General features: G+C 42.4%; 11 protein-coding genes, 4 tRNA genes and 3 rRNA genes. 3 read left to right on the top strand and 15 right to left on the bottom strand.

All coding sequences use genetic code 11. The annotated features are described in order from the left end of the window. Positions 1 to 265 precede the first annotated feature (265 nt). Positions 266 to 341 (top strand) — tRNA-Lys (locus PCRYO_RS02935). A gap of 219 nt (positions 342 to 560) precedes the next feature. After that, positions 561 to 636: transfer RNA gene (locus PCRYO_RS02930), tRNA-Lys, on the top strand. 56 nt (positions 637 to 692) lie between these two features. On the opposite strand, the gene PCRYO_RS02925 is transcribed toward PCRYO_RS02930, so the two are convergent. Continuing rightward, a complete protein-coding gene (locus PCRYO_RS02925) occupies positions 693 to 1,475 on the bottom strand; it encodes an MBL fold metallo-hydrolase (RefSeq protein WP_011512912.1) in 783 nt (260 codons plus the stop codon). 424 nt (positions 1,476 to 1,899) lie between these two features. After that, the gene (locus PCRYO_RS02920; RefSeq protein ID WP_011512911.1) at positions 1,900 to 3,987 is read right to left on the bottom strand and encodes a catalase; all 2,088 of its coding nucleotides are present in this window, start codon (positions 3,985 to 3,987) and stop codon (positions 1,900 to 1,902) included. Positions 3,988 to 4,432: 445 nt separating this feature from the next. On the opposite strand from PCRYO_RS02920, the gene PCRYO_RS02915 reads away from it, so the two are divergent. Then, complete coding sequence (locus tag PCRYO_RS02915) at positions 4,433 to 5,230, top strand: dienelactone hydrolase family protein (protein ID WP_011512910.1); 798 nt, start codon at positions 4,433 to 4,435, stop codon at positions 5,228 to 5,230. Between the two features lie 239 nt (positions 5,231 to 5,469). Here the strand turns inward: PCRYO_RS02915 and PCRYO_RS02910 are convergent, their stop codons facing one another. From PCRYO_RS02910 to PCRYO_RS02850, 13 genes are all read right to left on the bottom strand, one after another. After that, complete coding sequence (locus tag PCRYO_RS02910) at positions 5,470 to 6,123, bottom strand: DUF938 domain-containing protein (protein WP_011512909.1); 654 nt, start codon at positions 6,121 to 6,123, stop codon at positions 5,470 to 5,472. A gap of 72 nt (positions 6,124 to 6,195) precedes the next feature. Further along, entirely contained in the window at positions 6,196 to 6,660 is a 465-nt protein-coding gene (locus tag PCRYO_RS02905; protein ID WP_011512908.1) for a flavodoxin family protein, read from the bottom strand. Positions 6,661 to 6,712: 52 nt separating this feature from the next. Then, on the bottom strand, positions 6,713 to 7,123 hold the full coding sequence (locus PCRYO_RS02900) for an OsmC family protein (protein WP_011512907.1): 411 nt from the start codon (positions 7,121 to 7,123) through the stop codon (positions 6,713 to 6,715). 132 nt (positions 7,124 to 7,255) lie between these two features. Continuing rightward, a complete protein-coding gene (locus PCRYO_RS02895) occupies positions 7,256 to 7,834 on the bottom strand; it encodes a hypothetical protein (protein ID WP_011512906.1) in 579 nt (192 codons plus the stop codon). 80 nt (positions 7,835 to 7,914) lie between these two features. Further along, positions 7,915 to 8,931, bottom strand: a complete 1,017-nt coding sequence (locus PCRYO_RS02890; protein ID WP_198010339.1) for a hypothetical protein — start codon at positions 8,929 to 8,931, stop codon at positions 7,915 to 7,917. A gap of 164 nt (positions 8,932 to 9,095) precedes the next feature. Continuing rightward, positions 9,096 to 9,209, bottom strand: a 5S ribosomal RNA gene (gene rrf / locus PCRYO_RS02885). 182 nt (positions 9,210 to 9,391) lie between these two features. Next, positions 9,392 to 12,253: ribosomal RNA gene (locus PCRYO_RS02880) — 23S ribosomal RNA — on the bottom strand. A 378-nt stretch (positions 12,254 to 12,631) separates the two neighbouring features. Beyond that, positions 12,632 to 12,707, bottom strand: a tRNA-Ala gene (locus tag PCRYO_RS02875). A 6-nt stretch (positions 12,708 to 12,713) separates the two neighbouring features. Further along, positions 12,714 to 12,790, bottom strand: a tRNA-Ile gene (locus PCRYO_RS02870). 85 nt (positions 12,791 to 12,875) lie between these two features. Further along, a 16S ribosomal RNA gene (locus PCRYO_RS02865) occupies positions 12,876 to 14,414 on the bottom strand. Together the 16S, 23S and 5S rRNA genes with 2 tRNA genes alongside form the textbook arrangement of a ribosomal RNA operon. Positions 14,415 to 15,073: 659 nt before the next feature. Beyond that, complete coding sequence (locus tag PCRYO_RS02860; protein ID WP_105575687.1) at positions 15,074 to 15,553, bottom strand: hypothetical protein; 480 nt, start codon at positions 15,551 to 15,553, stop codon at positions 15,074 to 15,076. 354 nt (positions 15,554 to 15,907) lie between these two features. Continuing rightward, positions 15,908 to 16,855: a CDP-diacylglycerol--serine O-phosphatidyltransferase gene (gene pssA / locus PCRYO_RS02855; RefSeq protein ID WP_011512903.1), complete on the bottom strand. Its 948-nt coding sequence runs from the start codon at positions 16,853 to 16,855 to the stop codon at positions 15,908 to 15,910. Positions 16,856 to 16,865: 10 nt separating this feature from the next. Further along, positions 16,866 to 17,741 carry a 23S rRNA (adenine(2030)-N(6))-methyltransferase RlmJ gene (locus PCRYO_RS02850; protein WP_011512902.1) on the bottom strand — a complete coding sequence of 292 codons (876 nt, stop codon included), beginning with the start codon at positions 17,739 to 17,741 and terminating at the stop codon, positions 16,866 to 16,868. Between the last annotated feature and the right edge of the window lie 58 nt (positions 17,742 to 17,799).

Below are 17,799 nucleotides of genomic sequence, written 5' to 3'. Positions count from 1 at the left end.
TAGCCAAATAAGAGTCAAAGTTAAAAAACATTCATTATTATCTAAGATTTTTAACTTTTTTGCTGATTCGGGGTTGTATTTGTCTTAATTATATATATAATGTGCTCTCACGTTTAGAGATACAAATTATCTAAATGTGAAACGAGTTTGATGCCTCTTTTGATATTGAGTAGTCAATAAAGAAAGACCTTAAGCTTACCGAAAATTTCCTTAAAAGAATTTTCACTTGTAGAGTTAAAAAGCAGTGCTTTTTTTATACTCTTCAGGGCCGATAGCTCAGTTGGTAGAGCAGTTGACTTTTAATCAATTGGTCCCGCGTTCGAGTCGCGGTCGGCCCACCATCTTTAGTATTACCCTTATTATATATGCTACTCTATCCGGTAATAGTGTAATAAGTTTAAAGACATCCTTTTTGATGTCTAGTTTTAATAAATTTCCCTTTAAGGAAATTTATCTTGCAGTAAATGCAAACCTAGTTTGGATGCTGAGTTTTTAGAATTTACGAAAATGTAAATTCTCTTGCGCTCAGACGAAGCAGTGCTTCGTTTTATCCTCGCTCAGGGCCGATAGCTCAGTTGGTAGAGCAGTTGACTTTTAATCAATTGGTCCCGCGTTCGAGTCGCGGTCGGCCCACCATATTCGAAAAGCCCAATCATCTATTGATTGGGCTTTTTTTTGTTTGTATTATTTGATTAAGGGGTATCTACTCTTTTACGAGCAAATTTAACTTGTGCAAGCATGAGCTTAAAACCATTTTGTAACGTTGTTTTGCGTGGTTCATTCGGTGCCCGTTCTATCAATTTTTCAAAGTCTTTATCGCTAAGCTTAACTCTTTTATCATGCGCCAGTAATAAAGTATCTGGTTGCAGTGCTTTTACCTTGTCCAATGACGCGCGGTAAGCGTCAGGTAAGGTAATTAAATAAGGCGAGACAAATCTATTTTTGATGATTAATATGAGATCTGCGGTATACGCCTGCTTGCTTTGCGGATGCCATAAAGACAAGTCCCGATCGGTATGCCCTGGCGTCTCCAAGACGATCCAATCGTCAAAATTTGGCACACGGTCGCCATCTTGAACAGTGATATCCGCTTTTAAAATGGGGTGGTACCAGACGTTGGTCATGGACTTACCTTGGCGACTGGCGACATAATAAGTCAATCCCAAATCATTTAAATGGGAAATTCTACCCAAAATACCATGGTACCAAGGCTTTTCGGACATTGCGGTAACTATCTGACAGCCGGTTTTTTGCTGCAACAGCTTAGCGCCGCCCGCATGATCGGGATGCATATGCGTGACCATGACGGTCTTAAGTTGCTCAACTGGACGTTTTAGATTGTCGGTAATATACGCTAAAATCTTATCGACATCACATCGACACCCTGAATCTAACAATAATAACTTGTCAGGATAAACCGCCATATACGTTGTCTGAATATATCCCTCTATCGCAACGATATCTACTAAACTCATAATATCCCTTTATCTAATACAACGCTTATATTAGCCATTTAAATATCCATATCTAGTTAATTCTAAATAAAACAGATTCGTTATATTCCAAGGCAGTACTGGGATAAATTTTTCTGGCTTGCTGTGCCTAAGCCGACAGAGGCTGCGTAAAATTTATCCCAGTACTACTGTATCGTTTTAATACTGAATTCATTATATGAAAGCAAAGGCTATATTTAACCAGCTTGTTCATTGCCGTATTCTTGATGTTATTAAACAATATGATTGATGATTATAACGTTCAATAAAGGTTTAGAAGTAATATTCAGTGAACGCTTGTGACTAAAAATTATTTAGGCTGAAGAATAAAAAATTCTCATAAAAAAACCCAGCACAGTGGCTGAGTTCATTGTTGGAGATTTAAATACGAATATATTAAGCCAAATTAAGCTAAGTCACGAACCTTTGGCTCACGTTCCCATAAGCGCGATTTGGCATTTTCAATAAAGACGTCCACATCAGATAGTGGCGTGACAAAGGCATCTTTTTCAATCGGCAGCTTACTTAAGATAAACTCATCTGTCGCCCCGCAATAAGAAATCGCTTTACAATGTACATAAGCATCCGTGAACCAATCTAACGTGGCACTGTCTTTAGCCAACTTCTTAGCTTGGTCAGGCATGATGATACTAACCACGGCATCAAACATCACAGACGGACCCCCTGCTACGCGCTCATCAACTTGTATGATGGTATCATCGTCCAATTTGACTTCTTTATTCGGTGCAATAATTTTGACACTGGCACCTTGCGCTTGCGCCGCCTTCTCGTATTTTTCTATTTCACTATGCTTTGAGCCTTCCGCTACCAAGATACCAATCATGCGACCCTTTAAACTTTTAGGTGACAGACCAATCGTTCTTAGGGCTGGAGAGATTTCCATATCTTGAATAGGTGCGGCAGATTCAGCAGCTTCCGGCAGCTCCATACCCAACGCTTTTGCCACGCGACTTGCCAAATCTTCATCGATATTACGTAAATGGCTAAGCGTACGACTACGGACATGCGCTGTATCTACTTTACCTAGCTCAAAAGCATAGGCTGAGGCAATATGTGCTTGTTCAACTGTCGTTTGGCTGCGATAGAACATACGTGGCTGACTATAATGATCCGCGAAGCTCTCAGCGCGCACGCGACCTTTAACACCATCATCTAACGTCTCAGCAAAAGATGCAAAACCTTTTCTCACACTCTCACGTGGTCTGGTAGGATCAAGACTTTGTGGCTCATAAAGCACGCGCGTTTTTGGCACTTGCATCTGCATATGACCATCTTGCTGATTATTAGCAAATGGACATTTTGGTGCATTGATTGGAATTTGTGCAAAATTTGGTGAGCCTAAGCGCGATAACTGAGTGTCCAAGTAGCTGAACAGACGACCTTGTAATAAGGGATCATTACTAAAATCAATACCCGGCGGTACATGCGATGGACAGAAGGCCACTTGCTCTGTTTCAGCAAAGAAATTATCAGGATAACGATTTAGCACCATTTTACCAACGATTTTAACGGGCACCATTTCTTCTGGAATCAGCTTGGTCGCATCTAAATGGTCAAATGGAAAGTCATTGGCTTCTTCTTCCGTGAATAATTGCACACCAAATTCCCATTCAGGGAAATCACCGTTATTAATCGATTCAAACAAATCGCGGCGATGATAATCAGGATCGGCACCAGAGATTTTTACCGCTTCATCCCATGTCGTTGATTGTACGCCGAGCACTGGTTTCCAGTGGAAACGCATAAAGGTACTTTTGCCTTCTTTATTAATTAGGCGATAACTATGAATACCAAAACCTTCAATCATGCGTAAGCTACGCGGTATCCCGCGATCACTCATCAACCAAATGACATTGTGCATGGTTTCAGGACTTAATGATACAAAGTCCCAAAACGTATCATGAGCGGACGCCGCTTGCGGAAAACCACGATCCGGCTCAGGTTTGACTGCATGGACAAGGTCTGGGAATTTCATTGCATCTTGGATAAAGAAAATCGGCATGTCATTACCGACCAAATCCCAGTTGCCTTCTTCGGTATAAACTTTTACTGAAAAGCCACGTACATCACGCGGTGTATCTTTTGAGCCTTTACTACCGGCAACAGTTGAAAAACGCGTAAATAGTGGCGTTTGTTTGCCAGTCTCAGTCAAAATTTTAGCCGTGGTATATTCTTCTAATGATTCGGTCAGCTCAAAATAACCGTGTGCGGCACTACCACGCGCATGCACAATACGCTCAGGAATACGCTCATGGTCAAAGTGATGGATCTTTTCACGTAAGACAAAATCCTCTAATAGCGTTGGACCGCGTGGTCCTGCTTTGAGTGAGTTTTGATTGTCCGAAATTGGTACACCTTGCTGGGTGGTGAGTACTTTGGTGTCATCACCTGCACGTTGATGGGTTTCACCACCATTGCCACGTTCCATATTCATGTCTTTAGCGGGGTCGGTATGATCAATATTCTTATTCATAAAATATCCTAGCTAGCTGATGAGTAAAAATGGACTATAACTAGACCATTTAATAAGCGCTAACACAGTTTTTATATCCGTAGCGATAGTGGCGACTTCAAATGTCCGTTTATTTTCTGTGTTGTAGCACGGTTAAAGATAAAAACTGATTCAAGCACTCTTGAGATAGCAATGCTGAGCTCAACAATTATCTTACTCAAAAATCTTGCTCAGGTATGTCAACTATATGGTTAAGCGTGTTGATATTTGGTTAAGAAAAACAGGCATTAGTTAAATTTATAAACGATAGAAACACTTATTATTTTTAACAATATAGCGTTGTTATGTCGTTATTCTTTACGCTATCCTGTAAAAGGTGTCTGCTCATTAGGGTTAAAAGGGTGGATCGGTTTTGAAATAGGCTATTTTTCACTGACATTTTTTAACTAACATAATGAGGCTACCCATGACATTCACATCCACTTCTATTAAATCATCTAAGCGCTACGGCGAAAAGTTATTGTACAGCGCCTCTGTAGGCTTAACAGCACTACTACTTAGCCAAACAGCGGCAGCGATTAGCACTAAAAATGTCACTTATACGGTAGATAATCAACCCTATGAGGGCTATTACGCCAAAGCAGATAAACCCAATGCGCCATTTATATTACTGATTCATGATTGGGATGGGCTCACCGATTATGAGCGCAAGCGCGCTGATATGTTGGCAAGTGAAGGCTATAACGTACTGGCTGCTGATATGTTTGGGCAAAGTATCCGCCCGACAACTATTGAAGACAATAAACGCCTAACTGGTGCACTATATGACGATCGCAGCAAAATGCGCCGCCTACTTCAAGGCGCATTGAACGCCGGTCAAGCGCAAGGCAATGATGCACGCACAGGCGTGACGATGGGCTATTGTTTTGGCGGTACAGTTGCTTTAGAGTTAGCACGCTCAGGATTCCCACAGAAAGCGTTTGTCCCTTTCCATGGTGCCTTTGACACCCCAATAGGTCAAAGTTATGATAAAACGACTGGCGAGATATTGGTATTTCATGGCTCTGCGGATGAATCCGTCTCCCTTGAAAGCTTTGCCACTTTGGGTAAGACGTTAGAAGCGGCAAAAGTGCCACATGAGATGCTAACCTATAGTGGTGCGCCACATGCCTTTAGTGTGTTCGGAAGCGATAGATATGATGCCCGTGCTGATGAGCGTTCTTGGAAACGTTATTTAGATTTTTTAGCAGAAGCCTATAAGTAATTTGACTGTATATAATTTAAATATAGTAAATTCAGTATTAAAACGATACAGCGGAATGGGAATAAATTTTTCGCAGCCTCTGTCGGCGTAGGCACAGCATGCCAGAAATATTTATACCTGTTCCGCGTTGCAATATAACGCATCTTTTTTATTTGGGATCAATTATAGATATAAAAAAAGACCTCTCAATCAAGATCTTAAAACGATCGATTAAGAGGTCTTTTTATGCCAAAGATTCGTTATCTAATTTTTTGGAATACCAATAGCTGGTTATTAGCAGGCATCGCATATTTATCAGATAGTTTTAGCATATGTGTATTTGCCAAAGCTATTATGTCTTCTAAATGACGAATACCGCTCTTTGGGTCGCGTTGTCTGAGACTACTATCAAACTGCTGATTACCCGCGCTGGTATACTGTCCGTTTTCATTAAACGGTCCATATACGATTAACTTTCCATTGATAGGTAAAGCCTCACCTACTAACTCAAACAACTTTTCCACCAAAGACCATGAGATAATATGCAGGGTGTTGGCGGTAAATACCGCATCATAGGGCTGATTGCTAGCAAGACTAATCGGTAATGGATCGACTGCCAAATCAAAAGTTAGCGGCGCATATAAATTGGGCGCAGGATAAGCAGCATGCCAAGCATTAATAGTCGCATGATGGGCTAACACATCACTGGTCTGCCATGTTAAATGGGTCAATCTTGGCGCAAAATAAACGCTATGCTGACCCGTCCCTGAACCCACTTCTAATACATGAATACAATATTGCAGTTCTTGCTGTAAAATTTCTAAAATCGGCTGCTTATTATTTTCACACGCTTGAGAAAACGGTATACCAACAGGAGCAATAGACTGAGTATTATTTGAATCATTATTAAACACGGCTCACATCCTTATAGGTCTACACTGTCACAGCTTTGATAGGAATAATGACTACAAGCAAAGCATTAAAAACTAATAAATACCCGCTTCTACCCCAGCTGCCAGTGTCATCGCCAGCTCTTCAACTTGCTCAGTAAACTCTTCTTGCCAATCGCCTTGCAGTATTAGCGCTTCTTGGATCCATTCCCAACGCAGACCAGTGGTAATCGTCTTCAGCGCAAGCTTGGTGCCCGTACCATCATGACCTGCACGAATATATAAGGCAAATGGCATTCCCTGCTTCTTCTCTAACACAGGATAATAACAGCGATCAAAGAAGTCTTTGGTCAGTCCTGCCATATAAGCCAAATTCTCAGTCGTCCCTAATAACAGTGCATCAGCAGCCAGCACATCTTCAGGCTGGGTATCTTGTGATAATTTCAATATGACATTGATATCTATATCGGGATGATTGGCACCGTCATAAGCCGCTTGTGCTAATTTTTTGGTATTAGGCGATGGTGCATGAGCAACGATAAGCAAGGTTTTGGTAGCCATATTAATCACCATTATAGAGGTTACTAGGTTTTGGAATTAGTAGTTCTTGGAATCAATAGCTTTTAGAATTAATAATCAATTTTTGAATAATATCAGGATGAATGCTTTTCGCAACCGGACACGTGAGCGCGGTGTTATAGAATATTTTTTGCGTTTTATCATCTAACTCCTGATTAAAAGTAATCGTGACATGTACTTCACTAACACGTCTTGGATCAGCTGCCATGATTTTAGTTACTTCAGCGGTAGTGCCTGCAATATCGATTTCCATATCGCGAGCTTTGATACCGATAATAGTGAGCATACAACTGGCTAAGCTGGTCGCCAATAAATCAGTCGGTGAAAACGCCTCACCCTTACCTTGATTGTCAGTCGGTGCATCGGTAATGATTTGGTTGTTTGACTGCAAATGAATAGCGGTAGTGCGCAGATCACCTTGATAGGTTACTTTTGAAGTTGTCATAGGGTTCTCTTTGATAGGCTACAATTTTTTAAAAGGTTTTGAATAAGATATTCGGAGATGATAAGTACTTCAGATTTGTTGGTTGCAACGTAAGATTTTAGTTTTTCTACTTTTAGGAAAGGGGTTCACCTACTATGAAGTTATAATGGCATAAGTATTTGAATCACGAAGCCCTCGCTCTATTTCATTATACAAATTAAAAATGTGTCTACTAATTTCGCCAAGGAATAAGTCCATATCACTTTTATTGATTTCAATGTGCCAATGCCAAAGCTCTTCAGCTTCCTGTCTATATTTATGATCCCACATTACAAAAGATCCATCATCTGTAATGGAATAATTGACGTGCGATATTGAGTTACGTAAAGAATTAAAGTGATATAGCGCTGATTCTTGAAAAGATTTTTCTTGTTTTTTAATAGTAAAGTTACGCATTACATCTTCTTTAACCAAGTCCAAATAATATTTATCATCCTTAGCTAGTTTATATAGTTCTTTGGGAACAACAATCATGCAATAAAGTTTGTATGCCTCCCAAGATGCATTTTGAAAAGGCCATGCCATATTAGGCTCGGGAGAGATTATATTATGTTTTTTGGGCACTTCTATGCATGAATCGTTGAAGGTTCCTTTTTCTTTGGTCATTACATCATTTATGATTGCAGCATTCACTGCACAACCGATAGAAATTTGGTTAATTAATTTACTCATATTAAGACCCTGATATTCTATTAAGCAACTATAAAATGATAAAACCAAGCATACGGTAAAAGTTCCGCTCAATTAGCCTATTAATTTTCTTTAAAATCTCTAGCTAACATAGTAGATGCAATGGATGGCTCAACTGCATCTTTACCGGAGAATCTTTTAGCAGCCTCAAAACCTTCTTTACGATACTGGGCAAGCATATCGCTATAGGTAGATATTCGACTAGTATCTATACGAAGTCTTAAAGCTGTTCCTCTATAATTACATTCGATGTCTCGCTTTGACTTACTATCCAAAAAGATACTTTTATCATTGCTTACTATAAAGAAATCGCCACCATTTCTACAAATCCTACTTGTCATATAAAGACCAAATCCAGAGTTTTGCCACTCATCATCTCTTCGCTTTTTGACACCTTTATACATTTTACCAGATACTCCTGGTAACATAGCTAAATGCAAAGCATCCCTCTCGTCTTTGATAATCAAATGGGGGTTAGTAGATAACCCTTTCATAATTCCATTACCAGTATCTAGAATAGCTAATTCAACTATATTTTTAGTTGGCCAATATTGTGCGCAATATTCGATTACTTTAGAATCAGAGTGCTCAACGATATTTCTAATTATCTCTCTAATAGAAAAAGTAAGAGTATCAACCAGATCACCTTCTTCTTGACGAGTTAATATTTTCGCAATATCTTCTGATTTAGATTCAATCACATTTCCAACATGATCATATGCATCAGCAGCTTCTTTTTTAAGTTCAGCAACATTAAGTATAGTTAAAGGCAGATAAGTACTACTACCAGCTGCCTGACCAGGCTTATTTCCACAATCAAGCCCAAAAGCTTTAAAAAAACCCATATGTGCAGCGTATGTTTTATGTTGATGATTCAAGGCTACAAATTCACTTTCTATCTTAGTTTGTCTAAATCGTTTCAACTCATTAGCAACATATGCCATTGTAAATGGTTCAATAAACTCCAAGTTAACAAAATCAAAAGCATATTTATCTGAATCATCTAAATCCCACAAGCGATTACAGAAATTTAACGCATTGGTAAGAGATAAATTTTGAGGTATTTTAACTTCAATCATACTCATCCTTAGAAAAAGACCTAATAACTTATTATTCCTGAAATCTATCATCAATAACACGTTTCAACAATCTAAATTAATTAGGTTCTAAGGCACGGAACAAAACGTCAGGCAAAGAAAATCCCCCGCCTAGATAACTAGTCGGGGGATATTTCAGAATAGAGAGCTGACGATGACCTACTCTCACATGGGCGAACCACACTACCATTGGCGCGACGATGTTTCACTTCTGAGTTCGGGAAGGGATCAGGTGGTTCCATCGTGCTATTGTCGTCAGCAAAGGGGGTTAGATATGAGTCTATTATTATTGTTTTGACGTCAAGATATTATCTATTGGTCGACCAACTTGTAACCTAACTGAATCAAGGTTAAAGGTGATATCGAAATTATATATATTCTATAGCCTAGGCTATACAAGATAGATTAATTAGAGCTTTCATACAAACCACTTGGGTGTTGTATGGTCAAGCCAAACGAGCAATTAGTACAGGTTAGCTACATGCATCGCTGCACTTCCACACCCTGCCTATCAACGTCGTAGTCTTCAACGGCTCTTTAGGGAAATCTAATCTTGAGGTGGGCTTCTCGCTTAGATGCTTTCAGCGATTATCCCATCCGAACGTAGCTACCGGGCAATGCCACTGGCGTGACAACCCGAACACCAGAGGTTCGTCCACTCTGGTCCTCTCGTACTAGGAGCAGATCCTCTCAAATTTCCAACGCCCACGGTAGATAGGGACCGAACTGTCTCACGACGTTCTAAACCCAGCTCGCGTACCTCTTTAAATGGCGAACAGCCATACCCTTAGGACCTGCTTCAGCCCTAGGATGAGATGAGCCGACATCGAGGTGCCAAACACCGCCGTCGATATGAACTCTTGGGCGGTATCAGCCTGTTATCCCCAGAGTACCTTTTATCCGTTGAGCGATGGCCCTTCCATACAGAACCACCGGATCACTAAGACCTACTTTCGTACCTGCTCGACTTGTGGGTCTCGCAGTTAAGCGCGCTTTTGCCTTTATACTCTACGACCGATTTCCGACCGGTCTGAGCGCACCTTCGTACTCCTCCGTTACTCTTTAGGAGGAGACCGCCCCAGTCAAACTACCCACCATACATTGTCCTCGGTATTGTTATACCTGAGTTAGAACCCCAACATGACCAGGGTGGTATTTCAAGATTGGCTCCACAAACACTAGCGTGTCTGCTTCAAAGCCTCCCACCTATCCTGCACAAGTCAGGTCAAAGTTCAATGTAAAGCTGTAGTAAAGGTTCACGGGGTCTTTCCGTCTAGCCGCGGGTACACAGCATCTTCACTGCGATTTCGATTTCACTGAGTCTCTGCTGGAGACAGCGCTGCCATCATTATGTCATTCGTGCAGGTCGGAACTTACCCGACAAGGAATTTCGCTACCTTAGGACCGTTATAGTTACGGCCGCCGTTTACTGGGGCTTCGATCAAGAGCTTCGCTTACGCTAACCCCATCAATTAACCTTCCAGCACCGGGCAGACATCACACCCTATACGTCCACTTTCGTGTTTGCAGAGTGCTGTGTTTTTAATAAACAGTTGCAGCAGCCTGGTATCTGCGACTGCCAACAGCTCAAGGAGCAAGTCCTATCACCATCGGCAGCGTACCTTCTCCCGAAGTTACGGTACCATTTTGCCTAGTTCCTTCAGCAGAGTTCTCTCAAGCGCCTTGGTATTCTCTACCTGATCACCTGTGTCGGTTTAGGGTACGATTCGTTTATAACTATTGCTTAGAAGCTTTTCCTGGAAGCATGGTATTTGCCACTTCGCTGTACAAGTACAGCTTGCTATCAGATCTCAGCATAGTGACAGTCCGGATTTGCCTAAACTGTCTGCCTACATCCTTTCACCTGGACAACCAACGCCAGGCTGACATAACCTACTCCGTCCCTCCATCGCATTATAAACAAGTATCGGAATATTAACCGATTTCCCATCGACTACGCCTTTCGGCCTCGCCTTAGGGGTCGACTCACCCAGCCCCGATTAACGTTGGACTGGAACCCTTGATCTTCCGGCGTGCGAGCTTTTCACTCGCATTATCGTTACTCACGTCAGCATTCGCTCTTGTGATACCTCCAGCATGCCTTACGACACACCTTCACAGGCTTACACAACGCTCCCCTACCACTTGAAAACAAATTCAAATCCGCAGCTTCGGCTCCTAGTTTGAGCCCCGTTACATCTTCCGCGCGGGCCGACTCGACTAGTGAGCTATTACGCTTTCTTTAAAGGATGGCTGCTTCTAAGCCAACCTCCTAGCTGTCTATGCCTTCCCACCTCGTTTCCCACTTAACTAGGAATTTGGGGCCTTAGCTGGCGGTCTGGGTTGTTTCCCTCTCCACAATGGACGTTAGCACCCACTGTGTGTCTCCCGGATATCACTCATCGGTATTCGGAGTTTGCATCGGTTTGGTAAGTCGGTATGACCCCCTAGCCGAAACAGTGCTCTACCCCCAATGGTGTTCGTCCGAGGCGCTACCTAAATAGCTTTCGGGGAGAACCAGCTATCACCGAGTTTGATTAGCCTTTCACCCCTATCCACAAGTCATCCCCTAGCTTTTCAACGATAGTGGGTTCGGTCCTCCGGTGCCTGTTACGGCACTTTCAACCTGCTCATGGATAGATCACTCGGTTTCGGGTCTATGCCCTGCAACTAAACGCCCTATTAAGACTCGGTTTCCCTACGGCTCCCCTAAACGGTTAACCTTGCTACAGAACATAAGTCGCTGACCCATTATACAAAAGGTACGCGGTCACCCTAATAAATTAAGGCTCCCACTGCTTGTACGCACACGGTTTCAGGTTCTATTTCACTCCCCTCACAGGGGTTCTTTTCGCCTTTCCCTCACGGTACTGGTTCACTATCGGTCAGTCAGGAGTATTTAGCCTTGGAGGATGGTCCCCCCATCTTCAAACAGGATTTCTCGTGTCCCGCCCTACTTAATATGTTAACGCTAATGTTTCGAATACAGGACTATCACCTACTACGGTCAGCTTTCCCACGCTGTTCTTCTACATTAGCATTAATCGGCTTCTCCCCGTTCGCTCGCCGCTACTTGGGGAATCTCATTTGATGTCTTTTCCTAAGGGTACTGAGATGTTTCACTTCCCCTCGTTTGCCTCTTGTACAAGTACAAGATACCTACCTTATGGTAGGTGGGTTTCCCCATTCAGAAATCTCCGGATCACAGGATATTGCCGCCTCCCCGAAGCTTATCGCAGGCTGTCACGTCTTTCATCGCCTCTGACTGCCAAGGCATCCACCATGTGCGCTTCATTACTTGACCATACAACCCCAAGTAGTCTTTCTCTAACCTTTATTACTAAAGATAGGAGTTAGATTTCTAAGTGCTATATAAGCCTAATTATGATAACGATATCACCTAATTTTATACGCTTGATTCAGTTCTCTTTACTTTTTTAATAACTCACTACTGGGATAACAACTGATGTCGTTAAGTAGTGAGTTATTAAGGTTAGAAACAACGCGTGAACACGTGTTCCTAACCCAGACTCATATCTATGTTTTTAAATAGTCTCTGTGCTCTCGTCGAGTCACAGATTCTGTATAAAACAGAAAGAAGTAATCTTGTCTTTGTTAAGACGAATCACTTGTTTCTATTTGATACCTATTTATTTATTAGCATCTAAAGAAGTTTATTATGTGGTGGAGCCAAACGGAGTCGAACCGTTGACCTCCTGCGTGCAAGGCAGGCGCTCTACCAACTGAGCTATGGCCCCTAATAATGGTAGGCCTGGGCAGACTTGAACTGCCGACCCCCGCGTTATCAACACGGTGCTCTAACCAGCTGAGCTACAGGCCTGTACGAGGCATATACCTCTAGCTAATAAACTAGCTTAAACTAAAGAACAACTTGTTGTGAATTCTTGCTGACCGAATGCCATCTATAAGGAGGTGATCCAGCCGCAGGTTCCCCTACGGCTACCTTGTTACGACTTCACCCCAGTCATCAACCACACCGTGGTGAACGCTCCCCCGAAGGTTAAGCTATCCACTTCTGGTGCAATCAACTCCCATGGTGTGACGGGCGGTGTGTACAAGGCCCGGGAACGTATTCACCGCGGCATTCTGATCCGCGATTACTAGCGATTCCTACTTCATGGAGTCGAGTTGCAGACTCCAATCTGGACTACGATAGGCTTTTTGAGATTCGCATCACATCGCTGTGTAGCTGCCCTCTGTACCTACCATTGTAGCACGTGTGTAGCCCTGGTCGTAAGGGCCATGATGACTTGACGTCGTCCCCGCCTTCCTCCAGTTTGTCACTGGCAGTATCCTTAGAGTTCCCGGCTTAACCCGCTGGTAACTAAGGACAAGGGTTGCGCTCGTTGCGGGACTTAACCCAACATCTCACGACACGAGCTGACGACAGCCATGCAGCACCTGTATTCTAATTCCCGAAGGCACTCCCGCATCTCTGCAGGATTCTAGATATGTCAAGACCAGGTAAGGTTCTTCGCGTTGCATCGAATTAAACCACATGCTCCACCGCTTGTGCGGGCCCCCGTCAATTCATTTGAGTTTTAACCTTGCGGCCGTACTCCCCAGGCGGTCTACTTATTGCGTTAGCTGCGTCACTAAGTCCTCAAGGGACCCAACGACTAGTAGACATCGTTTACGGCGTGGACTACCAGGGTATCTAATCCTGTTTGCTACCCACGCTTTCGAGCCTCAGTGTCAGTATTATGCCAGAAGGCTGCCTTCGCCATCGGTATTCCTCCAGATCTCTACGCATTTCACCGCTACACCTGGAATTCTACCTTCCTCTCACATACTCTAGCTCAACAGTATCAGATGCAGTTCCCAGGTTGAGCCCGGGGATTTCACATCTGACTTATCGAGCCACCTACGCTCCCTTTACGCCCAGTAATTCCGATTAACGCTTGCACCCTCTGTATTACCGCGGCTGCTGGCACAGAGTTAGCCGGTGCTTATTCTGCAGCTAATGTCATCGTCTCCGGGTATTAACCGAAGAGTCTTCTTCACTGCTTAAAGTGCTTTACAACCAAAAGGCCTTCTTCACACACGCGGCATGGCTGGATCAGGGTTTCCCCCATTGTCCAATATTCCCCACTGCTGCCTCCCGTAGGAGTCCGGGCCGTGTCTCAGTCCCGGTGTGGCTGATCATCCTCTCAGACCAGCTACAGATCGTCGCCATGGTAGGCCTTTACCCCACCATCTAGCTAATCCGACTTAGGCTCATCTAATAGCGAGAGCAGTAAACTGCCCCCTTTCTCCCGTAGGTCGTATGCGGTATTAATACGAGTTTCCCCGTGCTATCCCCCACTACTAGGTAGATTCCTAAGTATTACTCACCCGTCCGCCGCTCGACGCCTGATAGCAAGCTATCATCGTTTCCGCTCGACTTGCATGTGTTAAGCCTGCCGCCAGCGTTCAATCTGAGCCATGATCAAACTCTTCAGTTTAATCTTGCTATGAAGTCCTTTAAAGAGACTTCTAAACTTGGCTCATCTAATCTGGCAAAATCGCTAAAAATTATGTTCGTAATGAATTAACTTTGAGTTTTTTTACTGTCTTAAATGATAATTTTTATAGTTAGAATTCTATCGAAAAGATAGTCAACCAACTTTATTTTTTAACATTCTGAATCAGCAAAAATCCACACAAGTTGTTCTTTAGTTATGCTTTTAAATAATGTCTCTAACTGTCGTCCAGTAAGAGTATTCTTACTAAATATGCTAAACCAATCTGGCTTATCCTATTTAGCGAGCTGACCATCATATCATGTTTTAATAGTCTGTCAACTTCTTTTCTTAATTTGTTTCTTTAAGTTAACTGGTTAGTTATTGTGTAATCACACAGTAGCTACTTCCGGTTCGTCTTAATGAGGTGCGTATTATAGACGCTTTAATTAGTAAGTCAAGAAGTAAATTATTTTAATTTCAGTTAACTTAAAAGTAATTTTTTCGGTTGGCTAAACTCTCTAAGCGATAAACCACTCCAACCTGCCTTCCTCTCCGACTGGGTGGCAGTATACGCTGTTTTTATAGGGGGTCAAGAGATTATTAGGGTTTATTTTTACTTGGTTAAAAATACTAGGCTTGGCTTTCAATGCAATATTCCATTAAGGACAAAGACTTTTCGTCCATTTCCCTACTTTATTACCGCGAACACATTGATATTGCACCCCATACTGCACCCATTGCCAATTTAAATCAGACGGCTTGCCTTTTAAGGTAAAACTAATGCGGTAACGTTCTGCACTCACACTATCATCCATGAGACCAGAACGGATAATGACAACAACCGCTGTCTTAGGCTGCGATTTTGATGGATAGTAAAAAGCTTGTGCCAAATCATAATCCGCATCTACTTCGTTAATACTGCTATTGATTAGTTTAAGCTTTTCAAGACCACAAGCAATCAGCCCTTTTTTAATAGAGCACGGTGCTGATGCGGAAGTTACTGCACTACCATTGATATTTAGATGCTTAAAATTAGCTGGATTGGCAGCTTCAGCACGAGATATTGTACTTACTGAATTACTAGTAGTGGCATGTGTAGAGACTGAAATAAGTGACAATGAAAATAAAGCGCTTGCCATCAAACCTCTCAACAAATTGTTTGAGGTCCTTGAAACAGGTAATAGGCGATTCAAAATAGGTAAGTTCAGCATAATAACCTAGGCTTAGTTATCAAATGGCGTTATAGGAAGGCTCATCGTATAAACTTTATATAGATTGCATACAATAGCATTGTATAAGGCTTTAATATTGAACCCAATCAATAGCTATTTGTGTTGTTTTATTTTAACTTTTCCATTGTTGTGCTTATCTCTATCAGAGCTATATTTCAGTGCCCAATAGAATCAAAAACTAGCACGCAAATAAAAACCGCCTATTAAAAAATAAGCGGTTTTTTTGCGTTTCTTAAGTTAATACTATAAAAAGCTATAGTATTAACTGGTCGCTTTGGCTTGTAAGGTGCTAACAATACCTGACAAGGCATAAATAACACCAATCGCTAAAATGCCGACTGGAATATCATATAACACGATACTCATGACCAATACACCAACGATAAGCACCACGAAAGGGACTTTCTTCTTATCAAACTCTTTGAAGCTATAGTATTTGACATTGCTAACCATAAGCAAACCGCAAATAACGACCCAAGCAGCAAATAAAAACATCACAAGCGTATCGTATTGTCCGATCCATTGATTGTGATCAACGGCAACCATAACAGCCGCTGTGACCAAAATAGCGGCAAGCGGACTGGCCAAACCAACAAAGTATTTTTTATCAACCTCACCAATCTGAACGTTAAAACGTGCTAGACGGAAGGCAGCACAGGCAGTAAAGACAAAAGCACAGCCCAATCCAATGCGACCCAACGGCTGCAAAGCAAAGCTATAAATTAAGATTGCCGGTGCGACACCAAAAGCTAACATATCGGCAAGCGAATCATACTGCTCACCAAAGGGGCTTTGCGCATTTAACATACGCGCTACCCGACCATCTGCACCATCCAAAATAGCCGATAAGAAAATCGCTAAAGAGGCTTTATAGAACTCACCTTGGGTACTGGCTAAAATAGAATAAAAGCCTGACAGCAGCGATAAAGTGGTGATCAAGTTGGGCGCTAAATAAACACCGCGACTGACTACCCGCTTACCTTCAGCGACTTCCGCTTCAATCACCTCGAACGTCAGCCCATCATAGTTCTCATTATCCGCCAAGCGAATATCGAAATCATGCTCATCCACAAAGGGCGGTTGAGTGGCAGCGCTATCTTGTAATAAGGGCTCTTTGATCAAACCGTCATTCATCACTTTATCAGTGACCAGACTGCCCTTTGCAAGATTGTTTTTTTCAAGGCTACGTGATGATTGATCAGTCGTCATATCAATATCCTTATTCGCCAACCAACCAGCGGACGGTGGTTGCACTATCAGGTGTTAAATCTGGTGCATCAGCAACTTTTAATACAGGCTGTAAGAAACGTAGTATCTCACGCGCTTGGTTATCGAACTGCCATGGCGGATTGATCACAAGTAGCCCTGTACCGTTCAGACCGACAGCGATATCTTTAGGATAAATATTTAGCTCACAAACCAGCTGACGTCTCATCTCAGTACGCTTGAGTTTTTTATAGAACAGCTCAACCGCGTCGATGTTCTTGATTGGGAACCATAATGCATAAGTGCCTTGTGGCCACTTGTTATAAGAATGCACCAACAAATCAATCAAACGCGTGAAGTCTTTATGTTCCTGCTCATAAGGAGGATCTAAAAAGATCAAACCGCGCTTTTCTTTTGGCGGAATCACGGCAGCGATACCTTCAAAAGCATTGCGATGATGAATACCAATTGGCAATTTATGCAGCTGATAATTCAATGCATCATATTCACTGGCTTTGGCTTCAAACGCTTCACCGCGCACGCCAGCATCTGGATTTTTTTCAACATGATGGGCAATCCACCATGGCGAACCCGGATAGACTTTTTTGTCATAGGTAAAACGGGCTTGCTTAATGCCTTCCATATAGTCTTTGATGGCAGCTGGTGCTTTTTCGACATCGGCTTTTACCAAAGCTTGGATACCGCCTTTGGCTTCACCAGTCTTGCGCGCCTCTTCACTGCCGAGCGAATACAGTCCACGACCGCCATAAGCATCAAGCACATAAAAAGGTTTGTTTTTTTGCCCCATTTGGTTCAGTAGTTGTACCAATAGAATGTGTTTAACAACATCGGCAAAGTTACCAGCATGATAGGCGTGTTTATAATTCATAAGTTCAAAAGTTTAAATAAGAAAAATTGCATCTATGGTAGCATAGGATGGCTAAAAG

The organism is Psychrobacter cryohalolentis K5, from assembly GCF_000013905.1.
GTDB lineage: Bacteria > Pseudomonadota > Gammaproteobacteria > Pseudomonadales > Moraxellaceae > Psychrobacter > Psychrobacter cryohalolentis.
The sequence above is the reverse complement of the archived record's forward strand: the minus strand, read 5'-3'. Positions and strand labels throughout refer to the sequence as shown.

What these genes read in the sequence shown, in the direction of transcription:
- PCRYO_RS02925 (WP_011512912.1), bottom strand. Translation starts at nt 1,475, where the DNA reads ATGAGTTTAGTAGATATCGTTGCGATAGAGGGATATATTCAGACAACG.
- PCRYO_RS02920 (WP_011512911.1), bottom strand. Translation starts at nt 3,987, where the DNA reads ATGAATAAGAATATTGATCATACCGACCCCGCTAAAGACATGAATATG.
- PCRYO_RS02915 (WP_011512910.1), top strand. Translation starts at nt 4,433, where the DNA reads ATGACATTCACATCCACTTCTATTAAATCATCTAAGCGCTACGGCGAA.
- PCRYO_RS02905 (WP_011512908.1), bottom strand. Translation starts at nt 6,660, where the DNA reads ATGGCTACCAAAACCTTGCTTATCGTTGCTCATGCACCATCGCCTAAT.
- PCRYO_RS02900 (WP_011512907.1), bottom strand. Translation starts at nt 7,123, where the DNA reads ATGACAACTTCAAAAGTAACCTATCAAGGTGATCTGCGCACTACCGCT.
- PCRYO_RS02895 (WP_011512906.1), bottom strand. Translation starts at nt 7,834, where the DNA reads ATGAGTAAATTAATTAACCAAATTTCTATCGGTTGTGCAGTGAATGCT.
- PCRYO_RS02890 (WP_198010339.1), bottom strand. Translation starts at nt 8,931, where the DNA reads ATGATTGAAGTTAAAATACCTCAAAATTTATCTCTTACCAATGCGTTA.
- PCRYO_RS02860 (WP_105575687.1), bottom strand. Translation starts at nt 15,553, where the DNA reads ATGGCAAGCGCTTTATTTTCATTGTCACTTATTTCAGTCTCTACACAT.
- pssA (WP_011512903.1), bottom strand. Translation starts at nt 16,855, where the DNA reads ATGACGACTGATCAATCATCACGTAGCCTTGAAAAAAACAATCTTGCA.
- PCRYO_RS02850 (WP_011512902.1), bottom strand. Translation starts at nt 17,741, where the DNA reads ATGAATTATAAACACGCCTATCATGCTGGTAACTTTGCCGATGTTGTT.